Here is a 21950-nt window from a genome sequence, read left to right on the forward strand (position 1 = left end):
ATGCATTTGAGGACAACTAGAGCGTGTTTGAGAGATAGCCGCCGATGCCTGCTGCGATCCCTTGCGCGGCCTTCTGGCGCCAGGCCGCGCTGGTGATCAACGCCGCGTCCTTGCTGTCGCGCATGTTGCCGCATTCGATGAAGACCTTGGGAACCTTCGACAGATTGAGCCCGCCCAGATCGGTGCGGGTGACCATGCCGGTGCCGTTGCCGACGTAGTTGGAGGGCTTGGTGCCCGTCACGCGTCCGAAGTCGGCCGCGATGCGCTTTCCGAGGGTGGCGGAGGGGGCGACGATACGGCGGGTGTCGGCGATGCCCTTGTGGACACGGCCCGGCAGGATCACGTGGTAGCCGCGCCGGCCCGAGCCCGCGCCGTCCGCGTGGATCGACACCACCGCATCGGCCTTCGCCGCGTTGCCGATCCGGGCCCGCTCGTCCACGCAGGGCCCGTAGGGCCGGTCGGCGTCCTGCGTCAACTTCACCGTGGCGCCCTGCTTCTCCAGCAGCGTGCGCAGCCGGTGGGCGACGTCGAGCGTGAACTTGGCCTCCGCGTAACCGGAGTTGGTGGACGTCCCCGTCGTGTCGCATTCCTTGCGGTTCGTACCGATGTCGACCTTGCGGTTGATCTCGGCCGTGTGCCGGAAGTTGGTGAGGTTGTGACCCGGGTCGATGACGACGACCTTCCCCTTGAGCGGAAGGGGCGGCTTCCTGTCGTCGGCGGTGGTGGAGGAGACGTTCGGCGGGGCGGTGCTCGTCACCTTGCCCACCGCGACCGTCGTCCCGCCGCCCGCGTCGGCCGCCCCGCCCACCCCCTCGTACAGCAGCCACCCGAGCAGGGCGCCCGGCACCAGCACGGCGAGGGCGAGGGCCAGGGGCCGGCGGCGGGGGCGGCGCGGCTGCGGGGACTCGAATTCAGGGCCTGCGTACGACACGTCTGCGACTCTAACCCGACGCTCAGATCCCTGCCCGCGTCCTGCGCAACACCCGTAGCGAGTCGGTCGCGGAGACCTCCGTGAAGGCGCCGGAGGCGAGGGCCCGGAGGTAGATCCGGTACGGCGCCTGACCGGTGAACTCGTCCTCCGGTTCCGGGAACACGTCGTGGATGACGAGCAGTCCGCCCTCGGCGACGTGCGGGGCCCAGCCCTCGTAGTCGGCGTTCGCGTGCTCGTCGGTGTGGCCGCCGTCGACGAAGACGAGTCCGAGCGGCGTCCCCCAGACCTTCGCGATCTGCGGCGACCGTCCGACCAGCGCGACGACGTGCTCCTCCAGGCCGGCCCGGTACAGGGTCCGCCGGAAGGCCGGCAGCGTGTCCATCACCCCGAGCTCGGCGTCGACGGTCTCCGGGTCGTGGTACTCCCACCCCGGCTGCTGCTCCTCGCTGCCCCGGTGGTGGTCGACGGTCAGCGCGACCACCCCGGTCTCCCGGGCCGCGTCCCCGAGCAGGATCGCCGAGCGGCCGCAGTACGTGCCGACTTCGAGAAGCGGCAGCCCGAGCCGCCCGGCCTCCAGAGCGGCCTCGTACAGGGCCAGCCCTTCGCCCAGGGGCATGAATCCCTTCGCGGCCTCGAAGGAGACGAGGATCTCGGGCTTGGGTGCGGCCGCGGCCATGGGGTTCCTCTCGGTGGTATGAGCAACAGACGCCGGAGCGCCTGCGGACGCCCCATGCTGCCGCACACCCCGTGAGGGTGGAGACGGGGGGCGGGTGCCGGTCGTTCTGGTGGCTCCTCGGTGACGCACCGCACCCCCGTCCCAGAGGGGGAACAGGGGTGCGGTGAAGTGTGCGGCGGCGGTCAGGTCGTGACCGTCTCGCCCGGCAGGGACAGGTCCAGGCTCACCGCGCCTTCGTCCCCGGTGTGCGTCGCCGACGAGGCGAGCGGACCGTGGCCCGCGGCTCGCGCGGCGAGCACATACGCACCGCCGCCCGGCACGCCGAGGGCGTACACCCCGTCCTCGTCGGCGACGGCGGAACCCGCCTGCCGGCCCCGCCGGTCGATCAGCGTGACCTTGGCCCGCGCGACCGGAGCGCCGGAGGCGTCGAGGACCCGGCCCCGGAAGCCCCGAAGGACCTCCTCCGCGTGCTCCAGGTTGGCCTCCTCCTCGCTGCTGGCCCGCAGCTGCGGAGCCCGGTTCGGCTTCGGCAGGAACACCGCCATCAGCAGTCCGATCGCCACCGCGCCCGTCGCGATCAGGAACGACACCCGGAAGCCGTGCATCGTCGGGACCGCGACACCCCCGACGTCGTTCGCCGTGTTCGCCAGCACCATCCCGATCACGGCGCTCGACACGGACGTACCGATGGAACGCATCAGCGTGTTGAGGCCGTTCGCCGCGCCCGTCTCCGACGCCGGGACCGCCCCGACGATCAGCGCGGGGAGCGAGGAGTACGCCAGACCGATGCCCGCGCCCAGCACGACCGCGATCACGAGGCTCTGCCAGGCCGCGCTCATGAGGCCGAGGCCCGCGCCGTAGCCGATCGCGATGATCAGCATGCCGAGGATGAGGGTGAACTTGGGCCCGTACTTCGCGGACAGGCGGGCGTACACCGGCGCCGTGACCATCATCGTCAGGCCCAGCGGGGCGACCAGCAGACCCGCGACGACCATCGACTGGCCGAGGCCGTAGCCCGTCGCCTTCGGGAGCTGGAGCAGCTGCGGAAGGACCAGCGAGACGACGTAGAAGGAGACACCCACCATGATCGACGCCAGGTTGGTGAAGAGGACCGCCGGGCGGGCCGTGGTGCGCAGGTCGACCAGGGGGGCCTTCACCCGCAGCTCCATGACGCCCCACAGGACGAGGACGACCGCGGAGGCGGCGAACAGGCCGAGCGTGGTGCCGGAGGTCCAGCCCCAGTCGCTGCCCTTGGTGATCGGCAGGAGGAAGAGGACGAGGCCGGTGGAGAGGCCGATCGCGCCCAGCACGTCGAAGGTGCCCTCGGCGCGCGCGGGGGACTCCGGTACGACGAGGAGGGTGAGGCCGATCGCGAGGGCGCCGAGGCCGGCCGCGCCGTAGAAGAGGGCGTGCCAGTCGGCGTGCTGGGCGACCAGTGCCGCGAGCGGCAGCGCGAGTCCGCCGCCGACGCCGATCGAGGAGCTCATCAGGGCCATCGCCGAGCCGAGCTTCTCGCGGGGCAGCATGTCGCGCATCAGGCCGATGCCGAGGGGGATCGCACCCATGGCGAAACCCTGGAGGGTGCGGCCGGCGATCATCGTGAGCGGGTCGCTGGTGAGGGCGCTGACCAGTGCGCCGACGACCATCACCGCGAGGCTGAGGATCAGCATGCGGCGCTTGCCGTACAGGTCACCGAGGCGGCCCATGATCGGGGTGGCGACGGCACCCGAGAGCAGGGTGGACGTCAGGACCCAGGTGGCGTTGCTGGGCTCTGTGTTCAGCAGCTGCGGCAGGTCCTTGATGACCGGGACGAGCAGGGTCTGCATCACCGCGACCACGATGCCCGCGAAGGCGAGCACCGGGACGACAGCGCCGGACGCTCTCCGGTTGGGCTGGTCTGTCGGCGTGTGCGTCATGTGAGGGAGGCCTCCGGGCCTGGAAGATCGGCTTACGTGTGGCTTGAACTACGTATGCATGGGCAACTATTCCGATGCTTCGGCGTACTAACGATTTCTTTATATTCTCTTGGGGAAGCGGGCCCCGGTTGAGAACATGACCGTCATGCTCGAAGCCCCTGACCTCGCTCATGTGTCCGGCCGTTCCCGTCCCGCACCCCCCGCCTGGCTGGTCGTGGCGCTGGCCTGCGCCGGCCAGTTCCTGGTCGTGCTCGACGTGTCCGTCGTCAACGTGGCGCTGCCCTCCATCCGCGCCGACCTGGGCATGAGCGGCACCGGCCTCCAGTGGGTCGTGAACGCCTACTCCATCGCCTTCGCCGGGTTCATGCTGCTCGGCGGCCGGGCCGGCGACCTCTACGGGCGCAAGCGGATGTTCGTGGTCGGGCTCGGCCTGTTCACCGCGGCCTCGCTGGCCGGCGGGCTGGCCGAGGGCGGCGGACAGCTGCTGCTCGCCCGCGCGGCACAGGGGCTCGGCGCGGCGGTGCTGGCCCCCGCGACCCTCACCATCGTGACCTCGGCCGTCCCGGAGGGCCCCGCGCGAGCCCGCGCGATCGCCACCTGGACCGCCGTGGGCGCGGGCGGCGGCGCGGCCGGCGGCTTCTTCGGCGGCCTCCTGGTGGACACCCTGTCCTGGCGCTGGGTGCTGCTGATCAACGTGCCGGTAGGCGCGGTGGTCCTGCTCGGCTCGCTGCTGTGGCTGGCCGAGAGCCGCGCCGGGGACGGCCGGCGCCTCGACCTGCCCGGCGCCCTGCTGGTCACCGGGGGCCTGGCGGTACTGGCGTACGGAATCTCACAGACCGAGGCCTCGGGCTGGACGGCCGCCGCCACCCTGGTGCCGCTGGCCGTCGGAGCGGCGCTCGTGGCCGCCTTCCTCCTCGTCGAGTCCCGTACGGCGGCTCCGCTGATGCCGCTCGGACTGCTCAGGGTGCGGGCGGTGGCGTCGGCGAACGCGGCGATGTTCCTCAGCGGCTCCGCCCTGTTCTGCACCTGGTACTTCATCACGCTCTACGCCCAGAACGTCCTCGGGTACTCCCCGCTGGACGCCGGACTCTCCATGCTGCCCAGCTCCCTGGCCATCGTGCTCGGCTCCAAGCTCGCGCCCCGTCTGATGCGCCGGCTCGGAGCGCGCCATGTGGCGGTCCTCGGGACCCTCGTCGCGCTCACCGGCTACGCCTGGCAGTCGACGATGACGGCGGACGGCCGGTACGTCACCTCGATCATGATCCCCGGGATCCTGATGATGCTGGGCGCGGGCCTCGCCTCGACCCCGCTCGCCTCCCTGGCCACGTCCGGGGCGGCGCCGGGGGAGGCGGGCCTGGTCTCCGGCCTCATCAACACCTCCCGCACGATGGGCGGCTCACTGGGCCTGGCGGTCCTGTCGACCCTCGCGACGGCCCGAACGGGCGGCGAGGTTTCGAGCGTGGCCCTGACGGAGGGGTATGCGCTGGCCTTCCGGGCGGGGACGGCCGTGCTGGCGGGGGCGGTGGTGCTGATGGTGGTGTGGCTGCCGAGGAGGGTCTCGGCGGGTGACGGAGGTGCTGGTGAGGGGGAAACGCCGGTCGGGTGACGGAAGTGCCGGTGAGGGGGGATCGCCGGTCTGGTGACGCAGGTGCCGGTGAGGGGGGAACGCCGGTCTGGTGGGGCGTTGAAAAAGTTTCCGGTCGGGCGGGGCAACGATCCGGCGTGCTCATGGACTCCTTCAGACATCTAGGAGGTGCCCATGGGGGATCGGAAACAGGCCCGGGACGAGGAGTTCCAGGGCTTCGTCATCGGCCGCTGGCCACGGCTGATGCGGACGGCATTTCTCCTCACGGGGGAGCAGCACGCGGCGGAGGACCTGGTCCAGTCGACGCTCGAACAGGTCTACGTGGCCTGGCGAAAGGTCGGCTCGGCCGATGACCCCGAGGCGTACGTACGGCGCGTGATGGTCAACGCCCACGCGCGCAAGCACCGCAAAAGGCTCAGGGAGTTCCTGGCAAGGGGCGACGACTCCGGCCTGGTGCGCGAGGTCGCCGACACCGGCGACCGCATCGCCCAGGCCGACGACCGCAGCGCCCTGCTGAAGGCGCTGGCCCAACTCCCTCCCCGGCAGCGGGAGGCGGTAGTCCTGCGCTACTGGGAGGACCTGACCGAGACACAGACGGCCGAGGCGATGGGCTGCTCGGTCGGCTCGGTGAAGAGCAACGCGGCCAAGGGGATCGCGAAACTTCGCGCCATACCCGGACTGGCCGACACGGTGACGCAGGGAGGCCGGAAGTGACGAGCGCGGACCGGGAGACGAACCACCACATGAGCGACAGCGACATCGCCCTCCTGCTGGCCGACGCCGCCGACGAGGTCGAGATCGGCATAGCCCCCTACGACGCGGTGATCCGCGGTGGCCGCAGGCGCCGGGCCCGCCGCTGGGCGGTGGCCGCGGCCACGGCACTGGTGCTCGCGGGCTCCTCGGCGACGCTCGCCGCGGCGGGGCTGCCGGGCCGGGACAGCGGCGGCGGAGCGGCGGTCGCCACCCAGCCACCGGCCACGGTCACCCGCACGCCCGGCGTGGTCGAGCCCGCCAACCGGGTCACGCTGGCGTCGGGCACGGAGGACGGCAAGGAGTGGCGGGTCACCCTCGACACCTGGCCGGCGCCGGTCGACACGGCGGAGGCCCAGGCCACGTTGAACGCGATGCGGGCGCACGGCGAGGACCCGGCCGACGTCCGCAAGGCCTCGGACCTGGTGGGCAAGATCGCGTACTTCGTGCACCGCGACTACGGCGGTACGTGGTCGAAGGTCATGGAGAACGTGGTCCCCGCCTCGGACAGGATGACCACCACGGACCTCATTTCAGGAGCCCTCCCTCTCGCCCCCGGCGACAAGGACATCCGTCTCGTCGTCGGTGCCCTCGCCAGGACCGCCCAGCGCGTCAACTGCAACTGGACGAACCAGACGGTGACCGTGGCGGAGCGGGCCGGCACCGGCAGCGGCACCAAGGCCGGGGTGATCCGCTCGGCTGAGGGCTCGCCCTACGACTGGTTCGTGTGCCTGGCTCCGAAGGGCACGGAGTACAAGTCGGCGGAGGTGATCAAGTAGGGGCGGGTGATCAAGCAGGGAGGCGTGACCAAGCAGGAAGGGGAGATCGAGCGGGGAGGGGCGGAGTTCACAGCCACCCCTGCTGCCGCGCCGCCCGCACCGCCTCCATCCGGTTGCGCGTGCCGGTCTTCCCGATGGCGGAGGAGAGGTAGTTGCGGACGGTGGACTCGGACAGATGGAGCCTGTCGGCGATGTCGGCCACCGTCGCGCCGTCCGTGGAGGCCTTGAGGACCTCGCACTCACGGGCGGTGAGCGGGTTCGGGCCGGCGCTGAGAGCGGCCGCGGCGAGGGCGGGGTCGATCACGGTCTCACCGGTCAGCACCCGGCGGATGCACGCGGCCAGCTCCTCCACGGGTCCGTCCTTGACGAGGAAACCGGCGGCACCCGCCTCCATCGCCCGGCGCAGATACCCGGGCCGCCCGAAGGTGGTCAGGATCAGCACCCGGCAGTCCGGCACCTGGTCGCGCAGCTCGGCGGCGGCGTCCAGACCGCTCATGCCCGGCAGTTCGATGTCGAGCAGGGCCACGTCGGGGCGGTGCGTGAGGGCCGCGTCCACGATCGCGTCCCCTGCCGCGACCTTGGCCACCACCTGCATGTCCGGCTCCATCCCGAGCAGCAGCGCGAGCGCCCCGCGCATCATGCCCTGGTCCTCGGCGAGCAGGACGCGGATCGACTTGGCGGGCCGGTGATCCCGGGGCATCTCGTTCACGGCCCAAGCGTAGGGGGCGGGGGGTGACTTGACCTGGGTGCGCTGACGCGCGTGGTCCTTGAGAACTGAAGAGTGAGAACTGAAGAGGGAGCGGCAAGGGCCGGGGGGGAGGGGCGCGGGGTGGAGGGGCGGGGTGAAGGGGCGCCGAGGGCAACGCGCTGCTGCCCATGGTCACCGAGGGCCGGCTCGACGTGGCCTTCGTGCACGGAACCCGGGCCCCGCCCCTCCGCTAGCCGGCCCGCACCGGCCCACCGGCCCCCGCCGCCGCATCGGCCCGCCCCGCTGCACCACCCGGGACCTCTCCACCACCCGGGACCTCTCCACCACCCGGCACCTCTCCGCCACTCCACCCCGGCTCCACCGACTCGACCGGCAGCTCGGCCCGGACCACGAACCCGCCCCGTGGTCCGGCCCCGGCCTCCAACCGCCCCCCGGCCGCGGCCAGCCGCTCGGCTAGTCCCCTGAGCCCGGTCCCGCCGATCCCCGGCGCCTGCGCCCCGGCCACCGCATCGGCACAAGCCCGCGTAAGCGACACAGGCGACACAGGCGACACGGGCGACACAGACGGCTCGGGGGGCGCAGTCGCAGTGCTGTCGCTCCCCGCAGAGCCGTGCGCCCCCGCGAGTTCTCCCCGGCCGTCGTCCCACACCCGCAGCCGCACCCGTTCCGCCGAGCCGTTTACGGAAATCTCGCACCGGGTCGCCCCACTGTGCCGGACGGTGTTGGTCACCGCCTCGCGGACCACCCAGCCCAGCAGCGCCTCGGTCTGGGCGGCAAGGGGCGGGCCGGAGAGGTGGACGGTCGGCTCGATGCCCGCGGCGCGCAGCGCGGAGGCCGCCCGGTCGAGGTCGGTGCTGAGGCTGCCCTCGCGATAGCCGGTCACCGCCTCGCGGATCTCGGTGAGGGCCTGGCGGCCGACCGACTCGATGTCGGAGATCTGGACGAGCGCCGCGTCCAGGTTGCCCGGGGCCAGCCGACGGGCCGCCTCCGACTTGACCACGATCACCGACAGGGTGTGGCCGAGGAGATCGTGCAGGTCCCGGGAGAACCGCAGGCGTTCCTCCTCGACCGCGCGCCGGGCCAGTTCCTCACGGGCCTCCCGCAACTGCCGTACCGCCTCGGAGAGGGACAGGATCGCGGCCGTGACCATCGTGGAGATCCAGGTGGCGTAGGCGGTGTCGAGCCCGCCCCAGCCGTCGCGGAGGACCGAGGCCACGCCGGCGACCACCGTCACCACGGCAGCCACCCAGCGCAGGTGCGGCAGTCGCACCACCGCACCGGTCGCGAGTCCGAACAGGGGGAAGAACAGCAGCCAGTTGCCGCCGTACCCCATCGCCAGACCGCAGGTCACCAGACCCAGCACCACCAGCGCCAGCCGGGTGGAGAGCGAGTCCCTGGTCTCCCTGCGAAAGGCGCGGAAGGCGACGTAGATGTAGAGCGAGTTGAAGGTGAGCAGCCCGAGGCCGGCGATCCAGGGGTTGGCGGCCTCGCCCTGGAAGAGGTTGGAGAAGGCGCCCATCCCCAGCAGCAGCCACGGCAGAAGCCCGAAACCGCTGCCGAGCCCGGCGTTCGTGGGGACGTCCCCGGCCTTCTGCGCGGCCTTGTACTCGGCCTTGAGCTGCTTCTTGTTGGCCTCGTAGTACCGCTGGTGTTCCCGCGCCGAGCGCACCTCCTGGCGGAGTCCGCCCACGCGGCACGAGAGCTTGCGCGACCAGGACATGACCGTTCCTCCGCTCCGAGGTTCCCGGCGTGCGGCCGAGACGACGGGAACAACGCTACGGAGCGGCGCCCCGGTCCGGGAGATGCGGATGTACGGACTCGGGCAGGACAAATGTCCCGGGTGCCGGAGCCGGCAGAAGCCGCGAGCCGGGAGAAGCCGCGAGCCGGGAGAAGCCTCGAGCCGGGAGAAGCCGCGAGCCAGGAAAAGCGGCGGACCTGACACTCCGTCAGGAGCCTTCACAAGTGCGGTGGGCTCGGCTATACAGAGGGCGCCGGACTGGAACGCGTTCTAGATCGGCCCGCGACGACCTCGGTGCGGCCGACGGTGCGGACGGCCGTACCGAGGTCTTCAATCCGTCACTGTCAGGAGCCGTATGCCCATCGATGCCGCCGCAGCCCTCGCCGCCGAGCCCCGGACCGGCGAGATCTCCTGGACCTCGAAGGACGTCCAGCTCTACCACCTCGGGATCGGCGCGGGCATCCCCGCCACCGACCCCGACGAACTGCGCTACACCCTCGAATCCCGGCTGCACGTCCTGCCGAGCTTCGCCACCGTCGCGGGTTCCGGGTCGCCGGGGGTGATCAGCGGTCTGTCCATGCCGGGCATCGAGGTCGACCTCGCCCGGGTGCTGCACGGCGGGCAGAGTCTCGTCATCCACCGGCCCCTCCCCGTGGCGGGTACCGCCGCCGCCACCCACCGGATCGCCGCCGTCTATGACAAGGGCAAGGCGGCCGTCCTGGTCCTGCGGACCGAAGTCGCCGACGCCGAGGGCCCGTTGTGGACCAACGACGCCCAGATCTTCGTCCGGGGAGAGGGCGGCTGGGGCGGCGACCGGGGCCCCTCCGCCCGTCTCGAACCCCCGGCCGGCGAGCCCGACCGGACCGTCGAGCGCCTTGTCCGCGAGGACCAGGCACTGCTGTACCGGCTCTCCGGCGACTGGAACCCCCTGCACGCCGACCCGGAGTTCGCCAAGGTGGCGGGCTTCGAGCGACCCATCCTGCACGGGCTGTGCACCTACGGCATCACGCTCAAGGCGGTCGTGGACACCCTGCTCGGCGGAGACGTGACCCGGGTGCGGTCCTACGTCACCCGGTTCGCCGGAGTCGTCTACCCGGGGGAGACCCTGCGGATCCGCATGTGGCACACACCGGAGTCCACCAGGGTCGCCGTCAGTGCCGTGGAACGCGACGACGCGCCCGTTCTCGCCGACACCGTCGTCGAACACGCCTGAGCACCCGCTTCAGAACACTCCTGAACCAGCACGCCGTACGAGGGGAGCCGCACCATGCGCGCAGCCGTACTGCACGAGATAGGCCAGGAAAAACTCGAGGTCCTAGACGACGTCGAGGCGGTGGGGTTCGGGCCCGGCAGGGTGCGGATCCGGGTCCGGGCCACGGGCCTGTGCCACTCCGACCTGTCCGCGATGGGCGGGGTCCTGCCGCAACCGGCACCCTTCGTCCCCGGCCACGAGGGCGCGGGGGAGATCGTCGAGGTCGGTGAGGGAGTCGGGCACCTGAAGCCCGGTGACCGGGTCGTCGTGTGCTGGCTGCCGGCCTGCGGGGTCTGTCCGGCCTGCAAGCGCGGCCAGACCGAGCTGTGCCTGGCGGGGTTCATGAACGCGGGCACCCCCAACTTCCGGCGCCCCGGCGGCGATGTCTTCGGCTTCGCGGGCACCGGCACCTTCGCCGAGGAGGTCGTCGTCGACGCGGGCTGCGCGGTGCCGATCCCCGCCGACGTGCCCTTCGACATAGCGGCCCTGATCGGCTGCGGGGTCACCACCGGGCTCGGAGCCGCGCTCAACACCGCGGATGTGGAGGCCGGTTCGTCGGTCGCCGTCATCGGCTGCGGCGGCGTCGGCATCTCTGCCGTCCAGGGGGCCCGCCTCAAGGGCGCCGCCGAGATCGTCGCCGTCGACCCGGTCGCCTCCCGCCGCGAGGCCGCCCTGAAGTTCGGCGCCACCCGGGCCGTCTCCCCGGACGAACTCGCCGACGCCAAGCAGCAGGTCACCGCCGGTGAGGGCTTCGACTACGTCTTCGAGGTCGTCGGCAGGTCGGCGACCGCCCGCACGGCCTACGAGACGACCCGGCGCGGCGGCACCCTGGTGGTCGTCGGCGCGGGCGCCATGGACGACTTCCTCCAGCTCAACATGTTCGAGCTGTTCTTCGACGAGAAGCGCATCCTGCCGTCCATGTACGGCGGCGGGGACGTCTTGCGCTCCTACGAGCGGACCATCGCCCTGTGGCGGGCCGGCCGCGTCGACCTGGACGGCCTGATCACCCACCGGGTGCCGCTCGGCGAGATCAACGAGGCGCTCGACCAGATGCGGACGGGGACCTCCCTCCGCACATGCATCGAGATCTGAGGAACCCCACTGATGTCGCTGCCACTTGAGGGACTGTCGGCCGTCGTCACCGGGGCCGGCCGGGGGCTCGGCCGGGTCGAGGCGCTGGAGCTGGCCCGGCTCGGCGCGGCCGTGGTCGTCAACGACTACGGACAGCCCGGCCGGGACGGCTCCGGCGAGGCCTCCGCGGGCCCGGCCGAGCAGGTCGCCGAGGAGATCCGGGCCGCGGGAGGACAGGCCCGCGCCCACACGGGTGACGTCGGTGACCACGAACAGGCAAGAGAACTGGTCCAGTTGGCGATCGCGGAGTTCGGCAAGCTCGACATCCTCGTCAACAACGCGGGCATCCTGCGCGACCGCATGGTCTTCTCCATGACCGAGGGCGAGTGGGACGCCGTGATCCGGGTCCACCTCAAGGGCCACTTCAACACGACCCGGTTCGCGGCGGCGCACTGGCGTGAGCGGTCCAAGGCGGCCGGTGGGCCGGTGTACGGCCGTGTCGTCAACACCTCCTCGGAGGCGTTCCTCGCCGGGTCCGCGGGGCAGCCCAACTACGCGGCCGCCAAGGGGGGAATCGTCGGACTCACCACCTCCACCGCCCTCGCGCTCGCCAAGTACGGCGTCACCGCCAACGCCATCTGCCCGCGCGCCCGCACCCGGATGACCGAGGACGTCTTCGCGGGAGCGGGCTTCGAGCAGCCGGAGTCGGGACTCGACCCGCTCGCCCCCGAGCATGTCGCCCCGCTCGTCGGCTACTTGGCGTCACCGGCCGCCGAGCGCGTCAACGGCCAGCTGCTCGTTGTGCACGGAGGGATGATCGCCGTCGTCGAACGACCGCGGGTGCAGGCCAAGTTCGACAGCAAGCAGGACACCTTCACCTACGACGAACTGGACGCGCTGCTCACCCCGCACTACGCGCGGCGGCCGGCGGGGGAGACGTTCGCTGCGGCCGAAGTGCTGGGGCTGAAACGGGGGGAGTAGAAACGAGGGGAGTGGACGCGCAACGGCCCGCTCCCCGTGAGAGGAGCGGGCCGTGTGTCGTCGTCCGCCGTCAGGCCGCGGCCTCGGTCTGCTCGACCGACTTGCGGTGCCGCCCACGCGGGGCGGTCTCGCTGTCCTGGACCGAGACCGGACCCCGGTGCCTGCCGTGGCCCGTGGGCTCCTGGACGTCGGCAGTCGACTGGTTCGTGCTGGCGTCGCTCATGGAAGTAATTCACCCCGTCAACATGATCTTTCTTACAGCGGGGCGAGTTTAACCGGCACACCACAGGGCGATTCCAGGCGGCCGGACCAACCGGCACTACTTCGTTACAAGATTGCCCAACGGGGCCTGCTGCAAGGGCACAGGGCGCAGTGCGACAGGCTCCGGAGGACCCGGTTCCGAGGCCGAGCCGACCCCGCCCTCCGGATCCTCCGGGCCCACGCCCCCGACCCCCGTCTCCCTCAACCCGGGCTCCCCCGACCCCGGGTTCTCGCGGCCGCCCGCCTCCCCGGAGTGAGACCCGGCCGCCGCCCACCGCACCACCCCGCACGGCATCCCCTCCGTGGCGTACGGCAGCAGCAGTTCCCCCTGCCCGGTCCACAGACCCGCACCCGTCAACCACCCCTCGGGCGCCGGGAGATGCTCCAGCTGCCGGGCCGCGGGCCGCCACACGCCCACCCAGCTGCCCGTCGGACCGTCGACCCGCAGCGCCACCCCGCAGTTCTCCGGCATCAGGACCTGCTCCGGCTGGATCGCGAACGGCGTCACCGCACAGTCGGGCACCCGCAGGCACTCCGGGAAGCGCACCGGCAGTGTGCTGCCCAGGACGCCCCAGCCCAGACGCGGCCGCCCCGGCGACGGCGCGTCCGAGGAGATCAGCAGCAGCCCGCTGTCCGGGTCGGCGAGCAGCAGCCGGTCGTCGCTGCCCTCGGCGATCTGGAGCAGCGGAGAGACCTCACCGCCCCGTTCCAGGTCCACGACGATCGTCTTGGTCCGCCCGCCCACCTCGCGGTCCAGGGCCAGCATCCGCCCCGTCCCGTCCAGCCACACCCCGCCCGAGCAGCGCCCCGGGATCTCCGCGAGATGCTCGGGCCCGAACGCACCGCCCGTCACCAGCCACACGGCACTGGAACGCCGGCCCACGGCGAGGGCGTACGCCTTCTCTCCGCCCGGCGCCGGCGGCAGCAGCCGTAGGAGCGTTGCCCGGTCCGGGCACTCGACCGCGCCCAGCGGCAGTTCGCCGGTCTCGGGCCCGGTCGGGTACAGCAGCGCGAAGTTGTGCCGCCCGTCGGCGAACCGCCTGATCAGGACCCGCCCGTCGCCCATGGGGTGCACCTCGGTGCCGGGCTCCTCCGGCTGCCGGCCCGGCAGCGGCACCGCGTAGGGCTCGGGCCCGTCCAGCGTCCACCGCTCCGGGAACCATGAGTCACCGTGCCGGGCGAGCCGGGCGGCGTAGGAACCGTCGACGGTGATCACACATGCGGCTCGGGTGGCTGGGTCGTGGTGGGCACCCCCGTGCTCGGCACCCCCGTACGGGGCATCCCCGTACGGGGCATCCCCGTACTCGGTATCCGCGGCGGCGGCCGGGTCCTCCGTCCACGGAGCTTCCGCGTTCCCGGCGCCCGGGTACCCGGCCCCCAGCGCTTCCCCGTTCCCGGCGCCCGGGTACTCCGCCGGCTCGGCCATCCTGTGGTCGGCATCCCCGTACTCGTCGGCACCCACGGTGGCCAGGTACTCCGCACCCGGACCTCCCCCGTCCAGGGCGCCCGGATACTCCGTCCCCGGACCTCCCCCGTCCCCGCCCCCGTCCTCAGCGATCACGTACTCCGTCCGCGGGCTCTCCCCGCCCCCGTCGCCGTCCACGTCCTCGTCCGACGCCGCGGGCTCGATGGCACAGGCCGTCATCGTCTGATCACCTCCGGCCACGAAAGTAGTTTTCGTACGCACGGGCGTGGGACGGGCGGGCTTCCGCTTCACACAAAGGGGTGGCACAGGAACGATTCGCCTGAGGGAAACGGGGCGGCTGTGCTGAGCGGGCCGCCTTGGGCGGCTCAGGTTCAACGGGGTGGACCAGGCAGGTAGCCTTTTCCCCGTGCCCCGTCTGTCTGAAGTCATCGCCGCGCTGGAGAGCCTGTGGCCCGCCGAGCGGGCCGAGTCCTGGGACGCGGTCGGCACCGTCGTGGGCGACCCCGACCAGGAGGTCGGGCGGGTCCTCTTCGCCGTCGACCCGGTCCAGGAGATCGTCGATGAGGCGGTGAAGCTGGGCGCGGACCTGCTGGTCACCCACCACCCCCTCTACCTGCGCGGTACGACGACGGTCGCCGCGAGCCACTTCAAGGGCCGCGTCGTCCACACCCTCATCAAGAACGACATCGCGCTGCACGTGGCCCACACCAACGCGGACACCGCGGACCCGGGTGTCTCGGACGCCCTCGCGGGCGCGCTGGACCTCCGTGTCGTACGGCCGCTGGTGCCGGACCCGTCGGACCCGGACGGGCGGCGCGGCCTCGGGCGGATCTGCGAGCTGGAGCACCCCCTGTCGGTCAGGGAGCTCGCCGCCCGGGCCGCCGAACGCCTGCCCGCCACCGCGCAGGGCATCCGCGTGGCCGGCGACCCCGGGGCGACGGTCCGCACGGTCGCCGTCAGCGGCGGCTCCGGCGACAGCCTCTTCGACCAGGTCCGCGCGGCCGGCGTCGACGCCTTCCTCACCGCCGACCTGCGCCACCACCCGGTGTCCGAAGCGGTCGCCCACAGTCCCCTCGCGCTGCTCGACGCGGCGCACTGGGCCACCGAGTGGCCCTGGTGCGAGCTGGCCGCCGCCCAGCTCGACGAGATCTCCGACCGTCACGGCTGGGACCTGCGCGTGCATGTCTCGAAGACGGTCACCGACCCCTGGACCGCCCACGCGGCGTCCAACCCGACCTCTAGCTCACTGGGAGCCCCCAACTGAACGCCGCGCCCGCCGACCAGATCCGACTTCTCGACGTCCAGGCCCTCGACGTCCGCCTCCAGCAGCTCGCGCACAAGCGCCGGTCGCTGCCCGAGCACGCCGAGATCGAGGCGCTCACCAAGGACGCCACCCAGCTGCGCGACCTGCTCGTCGCCGCGCAGACCGAGGAGAGCGACACCGCCCGTGAGCAGACCAAGGCCGAGCAGGACGTGGACCAGGTGCGCCAGCGCGCCGCCCGCGACCAGCAGCGCCTGGACTCCGGTGCCGTGACCTCCCCGAAGGACCTCGAGAACCTCCAGCGCGAGATCACCTCCCTCGCCAAGCGCCAGGGCGACCTGGAGGACGTCGTCCTGGAGGTCATGGAGCGCCGCGAGTCCGCGCAGGAGCGCGTCGCCGAGCTGACCGAGCGCGTCTCCTCCGTCCAGTCGAAGATCGACGACGCGACGGCCCGCCGTGACGCGGCCTTCGAGACGCTGGACGGCGAGATCGCCTCGGTGACCAAGGAACGCGAGGTCATCGCGGCCGTCGTCCCCGCGGACCTCCTCAAGCTCTACGACAAGCTCCGCGAGCAGCAGGGCGGCATCGGCGCGGCCAAGCTGTACCAGCGCACCTGCCAGGGCTGCCGTCAGGAGCTCTCCATCACGGACTTCAACGAGGTCCGTGCGGCCGCGCCCGACACCGTGGTGCGCTGCGAGAACTGCCGTCGCATCCTGGTGCGCACGTCCGACTCCGGTCTGTAAGGAGCCCTGGACGTGCGGGAGTTCATCGTCGAGGCGGACGGCGGCTCACGGGGCAACCCCGGCCCGGCCGGCTACGGCTCGGTGGTGCTGGACGCGGCGACGGGGGAGACGCTGGTCGAGACGTACGAGTACCTCGGCGTCGTGACGAACAACGTCGCCGAGTACCGGGGGCTGCTGGCCGGCCTGCGCGCCGCCCACGACCTCGACCCCTCGGCCCGCGTCCACGTCCGCATGGACTCCAAGCTCGTCGTGGAGCAGATGTCGGGCCGCTGGAAGATCAAGCACCCGGACATGAAGCCGCTGGCGCTGGAGGCGGGCCGGGTGTTCCCTCCCGGCCAGGTCACCTACGAGTGGATCCCGCGCGAGCAGAACAAGAGGGCGGACCGGTTGGCGAACGAGGCGATGGACTCCGAGGGTTCGGCGAGTTCGGTACGGAAGCCGTCGTCCGCCGAGGCCGGGGCGCAGGCTGACGTGCGTGCCGCCAAAGCTGACGCGGACGTGCGAGCCGCGACCGCCGTCGCCAGTCCCGGCTGGGCCCCGGCCGACATGGGCGCACCGGCCACCTTCGTGCTCCTGCGGCACGGTGAGACCCCGCTGACCCCCCAGAAGCGGTTCTCGGGAAGCGGCGGCACGGATCCCTCCCTCTCCGACATCGGCCGCGAGCAGGCCGAGCGGGCCGCCGAAGCGCTGGCCAGGCGCGGCACGATCCAGCACATCCTCGCCTCGCCGCTGACCCGCACCCGTCAGACCGCCGCCGCGGTCGCCGAGCGGCTCGGTATCGAGGTCACCGTCGAGGACGGCCTCATCGAGACCGACTTCGGCGCCTGGGAGGGCCTCACCTTCGGCGAGGTCCGCGAGCGCTACCCCGACGACCTGACCAAGTGGCTCGCCGACCCCGAGGCCGAACCCACCGGCGGCGGCGAGAGCTTCGCGGCCACGGCGACGAGGATCGCGGCCACTCGCGACAAGCTGGTCGCGGCGTACGCGGGCCGCACGGTCCTGCTCGTCACCCACGTCACCCCGATCAAGACGTTCGTACGCCTGGCCCTGGGGGCCCCGCCGGAGTCCCTGTTCCGCATGGAACTCTCCGCGGCCTCCCTGTCGGCGGTCGCGTACTACGCGGACGGCAACGCGAGCGTACGGCTGCTCAACGACACGTCCCACCTGCGGCCGTAGCGGTCCCGGCCGGGACGCCTCAGGCGGCCGTAGCCGCCCCCAGCCGGGAGGCCTCGCGGGCCAGCGCCTCCACGCGCCCCCAGTCCCGCGCGGCGAGCGCGTCGGCGGGCAGCATCCAAGTCCCGCCCACGCAGCCGACGTTGGGGAGCGACAGGTACTCCGGCGTGTCAGCGGCCCCGATCCCTCCGGTCGGACAGAACCGCGCCTGCGGCAACGGCCCGGCCAGCGAGGCGAGATAGGCCGTACCGCCGGCGGCCTCCGCCGGGAAGAACTTCATCTCCGTCACGCCCCGTTCCAGCAGCGCCACGACCTCCGAGGCGGTCGACACCCCCGGCAGGAACGGCACCCCGGACTCCCGCATGGCCTGAAGGAGTACGTCCGTCCAGCCCGGGCTGACGAGGAAGCGGGCGCGGGCCGCCACCGCGTCCCTCACCTGCGCCGGCGTGATGACGGTCCCGGCCCCGACCACCGCGTCCGGCACCTCCCCGGCGATCGCCCGGATCGCGTCGAGCGCGACGGGGGTCCGCAGCGTCACCTCGATCGCGGGAAGCCCACCGGCGACCAGGGCGCGGGCGAGCGGTACGGCGTCGGAGGCGTCCTGGAGCACGACGACGGGGAGGACGGGCGCCAGGTCGAGCAGCGAGCCGTGCGGGTGCGTGTGCGGGTGCGAGGAGGCCATGGCGGTCATGGCGGCCATCATGGCCAAGCGAGGCACCTTGCGCAAAGGTCATTGCACCCTGCGCAACGCCACGGTGGGCGGTCTCAGTGGACCTCGTCCACCAGCACATCCAGCGCCCAGGGCTGCCCCGCCTTCGACGGCACCTCCGCCTCCACCACGTACCCGAGCTCCCGCAGCGCCTCCACCAGCTCGGCCGGCCCCTTCGGCGCGACCCCCGCCGACAGCAGACTCCGCACCATCCGCCCCTTCGTCGCCTTGTTGAAGTGGCTGACGACCTTCCGGGTCGGCGCGTGCAGCACCCGCACGGTCGCCGTCCGCCCGGCGACCTCGCCCTTCGGCTTCCAGGCGGCGGTGTACGCGGAGGAACGGAGGTCAAGGACGAGCCCGCTCCCGGCGGCCTCGGTGAGCACGGAGGCCATCGGCGCCCGCCAGTGCGTGCCCAGCGCCCCCAGCCCCGGCAGCTTCACCCCCATCGAGCAGCGGTACGACGGAATCCGGTCGGTCACCCGGACCGCTCCCCAAAGCCCCGAGAACACGAGAAGGGAACGCCCTGCGCGCCTCTTCGCCGCCGCGTCGAGAGATGCCAGGTCGAGGGCGTCGTAAAGCACTCCTGTGTAGATCTCACCCGCGGGCCGCGCTCCGGCGGTCCGGAGTTCGACGTTCTTCGCGACCTCGCCGCGCAGCCCCTCGCTCAGCCCGAGGACCTCCCGCGCCTTCTCCTCGTCGCCGGCGCACAGCTCGACGAGCGCGTCGAGAACCGCTTCCCGGCTCTCGTTGAGCCCGGGCAGCGACAGCGACTCCAGCTTCAGCGGGGCGCCACGACCGGAGGACGCCTTGCCTTCGGAGGGAGGCAGCAGGACCAGCACGGAAGATCTCCTTCTGTTGAGCTCCGGACAGCGTACGGGGCCCGATCTGCTTACCCTCGCTGTATGCCCCGCCGCCGCATACGTGTGACCGACGACCCGCTGCGGGCCGCCTTCGCCGCCCTGCGCACCGAGCTGGGCGTGCCGTCGGACTTCTCGCCGGAGGTGCTTTCCGAGGCCGAGCGGCCCCCTCGTCCAGGGGCTCACGTCGACGCGACCGGCATCCCCCTCTTCACCATCGACCCACCGGCCTCCATTGACCTCGACCAGGCGATGCATCTCTCCCGCCGGGGCACGGGCTATCGCCTGCGGTACGCCATCGCCGACGTCGCCGCCTTCGTCGCACCGGGCGGCTCGCTCGACGCGGAGACGCACCGACGGGTGATGACCCTGTACTTCCCGGACAGCCGCGTTCCGCTCCACCCGCCGGTGCTGAGCGAGGGCGCCGCGAGTCTCCTCCCGGACCAGGTGCGTCCGGCCGCGCTGTGGACGATCGACCTCGACGCGGAAGGCCGTACGACTGCCGCCGAGGTCCACCGGGCCCTGGTCCGCAGCCGCGCCAAGTTGAACTACGAGGGCGTGCAGAAGGCGATCGACACGGGCACGGCCGAGGAACCGCTTCTCTTGCTGAAGGAGATCGGCGAGCTGCGGGAGGCGCTGGAGGCCGAGCGGGGCGGGATCTCCCTGCGGGTCCCGGAGCAGGAGATCGTCGAGCGGGACGGCGGGTATGAGCTGACGTACCGGGCCGGGGTGGCCGCCGACGCCTGGAACGCCCAGATCTCCCTGCTCACGGGCATGGCGGCGGCGGACCTGATGCTCGCGTACGGCACGGGGGTGCTGCGTACGCTTCCGGCGGCCCCGGACGGCGCGGTGGGCCGCTTGCGCCGCACCGCCGAGGCCCTGCACATCGACTGGCCGCACCACGTGTCGTACGCGGCACTGATCCGCTCGCTCGATCCCGGGGTGCCGTCGCACGCGGCGTTCCTCCAGGAGTGCACGACGTTGCTGAGGGGTGCGGGCTACACGGTCTTCCGGGACGGTGTGCTCCCGGCCATCACGACCCACGCGGCGGTCGCGGCCCCGTACGCCCACTGCACGGCCCCGCTGCGACGGCTCGTCGACCGGTACGCGTCGGAGATCTGTCTGGCGGCGGTGGCGGGGACGGCCGTACCGGAGTGGGTGCTCGCGGCTTTCGACGCCCTGCCCCGCGAGATGTCCGAGGGCGGTCGGCGGGTGGCCTCGGTGGAACGGGCGTGCGTCGACCTGGTCGAGGCGGCGGTGCTGAAGGACCGGGTGGGGGAGGTGTTCGACGGGTGCGTGGTGGACGTGGACGAACACCGACCGGGGGTGGGGACGGTGCAGTTGGAGTCGCCGGCGGTGATCGGGCGGATCGATGGGGACGGGTTGGCGTTGGGGGAGCGGGTGCGGGTGCGGGTCATGCAGTCGGATCCGGGCCCGGGTTCGGGTTCGGGTTCTGGGGCGTCTCCGGGCGGTGCGAAGGTGCGCTTCGCGCCTGCTTGATGGTGCATGACGGTGGTGCTGAGGCTGTGCCACGATCGAGGGAACGGTTCCCGATCTCACGGACAGGTGATCTTCGGATGTCCCAGCCTGATGAGCGGCAGAAGGAGGGGCGTGACATGAGTGCCGTGGCCCATGAGCCGCTCACACCGGCTGAGGGACTGCTGGAGATCTTCCTGGCCCTCGACACCCCGGAGGGTTTCCGGGCTGAACTGATCGAGGGGGAGATCGTTGTGACGCCGCCGCCGGACGGGGAGCACGAGAAGTACATCAGCCGGATCGTGCGGCAGGTGATCAAGCATTCGCGCACCGAGATGGACTTCTCCGGAAACAAGGGCCTGAAGCTGAAAAGCGGCGAGGCCTGCCCTTAGAACCATGTGGTCCCGGATGTCACGTTCGCCGCTCTTGACCTCGACCTCTTCGCGAGCGCCGACTCTTGGATGCCTTGCGACAGAGTCGCCATGGTCCTCGAGGTGACGTGTACCAAACCGAGGGCCGACCGCGAGGCGAAGCGCCGCTGCTACGCCCGCGGCGGCATCCCCCTCTACCTCCTCGTCGACCGCGAGGCGTCGTCGGTCACCCTGTTCAGCGCTCCGGAGAAGGACGACTACCGGGAACACTGCACCCGCTCCTTCGGCAAGCCGATCGCTCTCCCCGCCCCGTTCGCCTTCGACCTGGAGACCGCGGACTTTCTCTGAGTCCGACGGCGTTGCACCCTGCATCGGACGGACAGGGGGCGACCGTGGTGGAACAGGCGCTGTGGACAAGGGCGAGACTGGGACGGGGCGGCCCTCCGCTCGACCTGCTCACCGCCCGCTTCGACAAGCACGTCTACGCGCCGCACGCGCACGACGAGTACACGATCGGCGTGTGCGTGGGCGGCTCCGAGATCATCGACTACCGGGGCGGCCACATCCGCACCGGCCCGGGGTCGATCGTCGTCCTGGCGCCCGGGGAGATGCACACGGGCGGCCCGGGGACCCCGACGGACGGCTACGCCTACCGCGCCCTGTACGCGGAGGTTCCCCTCCTCCAGGACGGCTCGACAGGCCTCCCGCACTTCCGCGAGCCCCTGATAGAGGACCCGGAACTCGCCGCCGCCCTCCGCCTCGCGCACACCGAACTCAGCGCCTGCCCCGACCCGTTGGAGACGGAGTCCCGCCTCCCGTGGCTCCTCACGGCCCTGTCCTGCCGCCACTCCACGGCCCGCGTGGCGGACTGCGTGATCCCGGGCGCGGGTGCGGCCGCGGTCGCCCGCGTGGTCCGCGACCGCCTGGCCGACGAACTGCTGACACCCCCTTCCCTGGCCGATCTCGCCACCGACCTGGGCATGTCCCGCTACCAACTGCTCCGCGCGTTCCGTACGGCGATGGGGATACCGCCGTACGCCTGGCTGGCCCAGTACCGGGTGAACCGGGCGCGGTGCCTGCTGGAGTCGGGCCTCCGGCCGGCCGAGGTCGCGGGAGCGGTGGGTTTCGCGGACCAGGCACACCTGACGCGCTGGTTCCGCCGGGTGCTGGGGGTGACCCCGGCGGCGTACCGCAACAGCGTTCAAGACGCGAGCCGCTGAGGACGCCGACGATGGCCGCATGAGTGCACGCGGCTGGTTCCTGTTCTCCCTGATGGGAGTGGTGT

20 protein-coding genes and 1 pseudogene are annotated in these 21950 nt (G+C 72.0%); 12 read left to right on the forward strand and 9 right to left on the reverse strand.

All coding sequences use genetic code 11. The features are described from left to right. Positions 1-16 precede the first annotated feature (16 nt). The 3 genes from IF54_RS0133280 to IF54_RS0133290 all read right to left on the reverse strand — a co-directional run bounded on the left by IF54_RS0133280 (position 17) and on the right by IF54_RS0133290 (position 3523). Positions 17-931, reverse strand: coding sequence for an N-acetylmuramoyl-L-alanine amidase (locus tag IF54_RS0133280; RefSeq protein WP_030325633.1), 915 nt, complete (start codon positions 929-931; stop codon positions 17-19). A gap of 22 nt (positions 932-953) precedes the next feature. Next, on the reverse strand, positions 954-1607 hold the full coding sequence (locus tag IF54_RS0133285; protein WP_030325636.1) for a class I SAM-dependent methyltransferase: 654 nt from the start codon (positions 1605-1607) through the stop codon (positions 954-956). Positions 1608-1789: 182 nt separating this feature from the next. Next, positions 1790-3523 carry an MFS transporter gene (locus tag IF54_RS0133290; protein ID WP_030325638.1) on the reverse strand — a complete coding sequence of 578 codons (1734 nt, stop codon included), beginning with the start codon at positions 3521-3523 and terminating at the stop codon, positions 1790-1792. Positions 3524-3659: 136 nt separating this feature from the next. Between IF54_RS0133290 and IF54_RS0133295 the strand changes: the two genes are divergently transcribed. The 3 genes from IF54_RS0133295 to IF54_RS0133305 all read left to right on the forward strand — a co-directional run bounded on the left by IF54_RS0133295 (position 3660) and on the right by IF54_RS0133305 (position 6637). Further along, a complete protein-coding gene (locus IF54_RS0133295) occupies positions 3660-5129 on the forward strand; it encodes an MFS transporter (protein ID WP_030325640.1) in 1470 nt (489 codons plus the stop codon). A 153-nt stretch (positions 5130-5282) separates the two neighbouring features. Further along, complete coding sequence (locus IF54_RS0133300) at positions 5283-5822, forward strand: SigE family RNA polymerase sigma factor (RefSeq protein WP_030325641.1); 540 nt, start codon at positions 5283-5285, stop codon at positions 5820-5822. Next, positions 5819-6637, forward strand: coding sequence for a hypothetical protein (locus tag IF54_RS0133305; RefSeq protein WP_030325642.1), 819 nt, complete (start codon positions 5819-5821; stop codon positions 6635-6637). Before IF54_RS0133300 ends, IF54_RS0133305 begins: the two co-directional genes overlap by 4 nt. Before the next feature lie 67 nt (positions 6638-6704). Here IF54_RS0133305 and IF54_RS0133310 read toward each other — a convergent pair whose 3' ends face one another. Beyond that, positions 6705-7337: a response regulator transcription factor gene (locus IF54_RS0133310; protein WP_030325643.1), complete on the reverse strand. Its 633-nt coding sequence runs from the start codon at positions 7335-7337 to the stop codon at positions 6705-6707. 238 nt (positions 7338-7575) lie between these two features. Continuing rightward, positions 7576-9066, reverse strand: coding sequence for a sensor histidine kinase (locus IF54_RS0133315; RefSeq protein ID WP_030325645.1), 1491 nt, complete (start codon positions 9064-9066; stop codon positions 7576-7578). 373 nt (positions 9067-9439) lie between these two features. Here IF54_RS0133315 and IF54_RS0133320 point away from each other — a divergent pair, with 373 nt between their 5' ends. The 3 genes from IF54_RS0133320 to IF54_RS0133330 are packed head-to-tail and all read left to right on the forward strand — an operon-like array spanning position 9440 to position 12388. Beyond that, entirely contained in the window at positions 9440-10297 is an 858-nt protein-coding gene (locus IF54_RS0133320; RefSeq protein WP_030325648.1) for a MaoC/PaaZ C-terminal domain-containing protein, read from the forward strand. Between the two features lie 54 nt (positions 10298-10351). Next, positions 10352-11428: a Zn-dependent alcohol dehydrogenase gene (locus tag IF54_RS0133325; protein ID WP_030325653.1), complete on the forward strand. Its 1077-nt coding sequence runs from the start codon at positions 10352-10354 to the stop codon at positions 11426-11428. A gap of 12 nt (positions 11429-11440) precedes the next feature. After that, complete coding sequence (locus tag IF54_RS0133330) at positions 11441-12388, forward strand: 3-oxoacyl-ACP reductase (protein WP_030325655.1); 948 nt, start codon at positions 11441-11443, stop codon at positions 12386-12388. A 70-nt stretch (positions 12389-12458) separates the two neighbouring features. On the opposite strand, the gene IF54_RS43130 is transcribed toward IF54_RS0133330, so the two are convergent. Both IF54_RS43130 and IF54_RS0133340 read right to left on the reverse strand, forming a co-directional pair. Then, positions 12459-12611 (reverse strand): hypothetical protein, encoded by a 153-nt coding sequence (locus tag IF54_RS43130; RefSeq protein WP_199821276.1) that lies wholly within the window; start codon positions 12609-12611, stop codon positions 12459-12461. A gap of 96 nt (positions 12612-12707) precedes the next feature. After that, positions 12708-14294: a hypothetical protein gene (locus IF54_RS0133340; protein WP_030325657.1), complete on the reverse strand. Its 1587-nt coding sequence runs from the start codon at positions 14292-14294 to the stop codon at positions 12708-12710. Positions 14295-14481: 187 nt separating this feature from the next. Here IF54_RS0133340 and IF54_RS0133345 point away from each other — a divergent pair, with 187 nt between their 5' ends. The 3 genes from IF54_RS0133345 to IF54_RS0133355 are packed head-to-tail and all read left to right on the forward strand — an operon-like array spanning position 14482 to position 17255. Continuing rightward, positions 14482-15339 carry a Nif3-like dinuclear metal center hexameric protein gene (locus IF54_RS0133345; RefSeq protein ID WP_030325658.1) on the forward strand — a complete coding sequence of 286 codons (858 nt, stop codon included), beginning with the start codon at positions 14482-14484 and terminating at the stop codon, positions 15337-15339. Continuing rightward, positions 15336-16079: a zinc ribbon domain-containing protein gene (locus IF54_RS0133350; protein WP_078616839.1), complete on the forward strand. Its 744-nt coding sequence runs from the start codon at positions 15336-15338 to the stop codon at positions 16077-16079. The genes IF54_RS0133345 and IF54_RS0133350 overlap by 4 nt, the downstream gene beginning before the upstream one ends. 12 nt (positions 16080-16091) lie before the next feature. Further along, positions 16092-17255 (forward strand): bifunctional RNase H/acid phosphatase, encoded by a 1164-nt coding sequence (locus tag IF54_RS0133355; RefSeq protein ID WP_030325659.1) that lies wholly within the window; start codon positions 16092-16094, stop codon positions 17253-17255. Positions 17256-17274: 19 nt separating this feature from the next. Here IF54_RS0133355 and eda read toward each other — a convergent pair whose 3' ends face one another. Further along, positions 17275-17943 (reverse strand): bifunctional 4-hydroxy-2-oxoglutarate aldolase/2-dehydro-3-deoxy-phosphogluconate aldolase, encoded by a 669-nt coding sequence (gene eda, locus IF54_RS0133360; protein WP_420790780.1) that lies wholly within the window; start codon positions 17941-17943, stop codon positions 17275-17277. A gap of 74 nt (positions 17944-18017) precedes the next feature. Then, positions 18018-18800 (reverse strand): peroxide stress protein YaaA, encoded by a 783-nt coding sequence (yaaA, locus tag IF54_RS0133365; RefSeq protein WP_030325661.1) that lies wholly within the window; start codon positions 18798-18800, stop codon positions 18018-18020. 63 nt (positions 18801-18863) lie between these two features. Here yaaA and IF54_RS0133370 point away from each other — a divergent pair, with 63 nt between their 5' ends. From IF54_RS0133370 to IF54_RS0133380, 3 genes and pseudogenes are all read left to right on the forward strand, one after another. Continuing rightward, entirely contained in the window at positions 18864-20318 is a 1455-nt protein-coding gene (locus tag IF54_RS0133370; RefSeq protein WP_030325664.1) for an RNB domain-containing ribonuclease, read from the forward strand. A gap of 116 nt (positions 20319-20434) precedes the next feature. Further along, positions 20435-21013 (forward strand): annotated as a pseudogene (locus IF54_RS39930) (Uma2 family endonuclease). A 44-nt stretch (positions 21014-21057) separates the two neighbouring features. Further along, positions 21058-21885, forward strand: a complete 828-nt coding sequence (locus IF54_RS0133380) for an AraC family transcriptional regulator (protein ID WP_030325666.1) — start codon at positions 21058-21060, stop codon at positions 21883-21885. Positions 21886-21950: the final 65 nt, after the last annotated feature.

The sequence above is a fragment of the Streptomyces sp. NRRL B-3229 genome, assembly GCF_000719505.1.
GTDB classification, from domain to species: domain Bacteria; phylum Actinomycetota; class Actinomycetes; order Streptomycetales; family Streptomycetaceae; genus Streptomyces; species Streptomyces griseorubiginosus.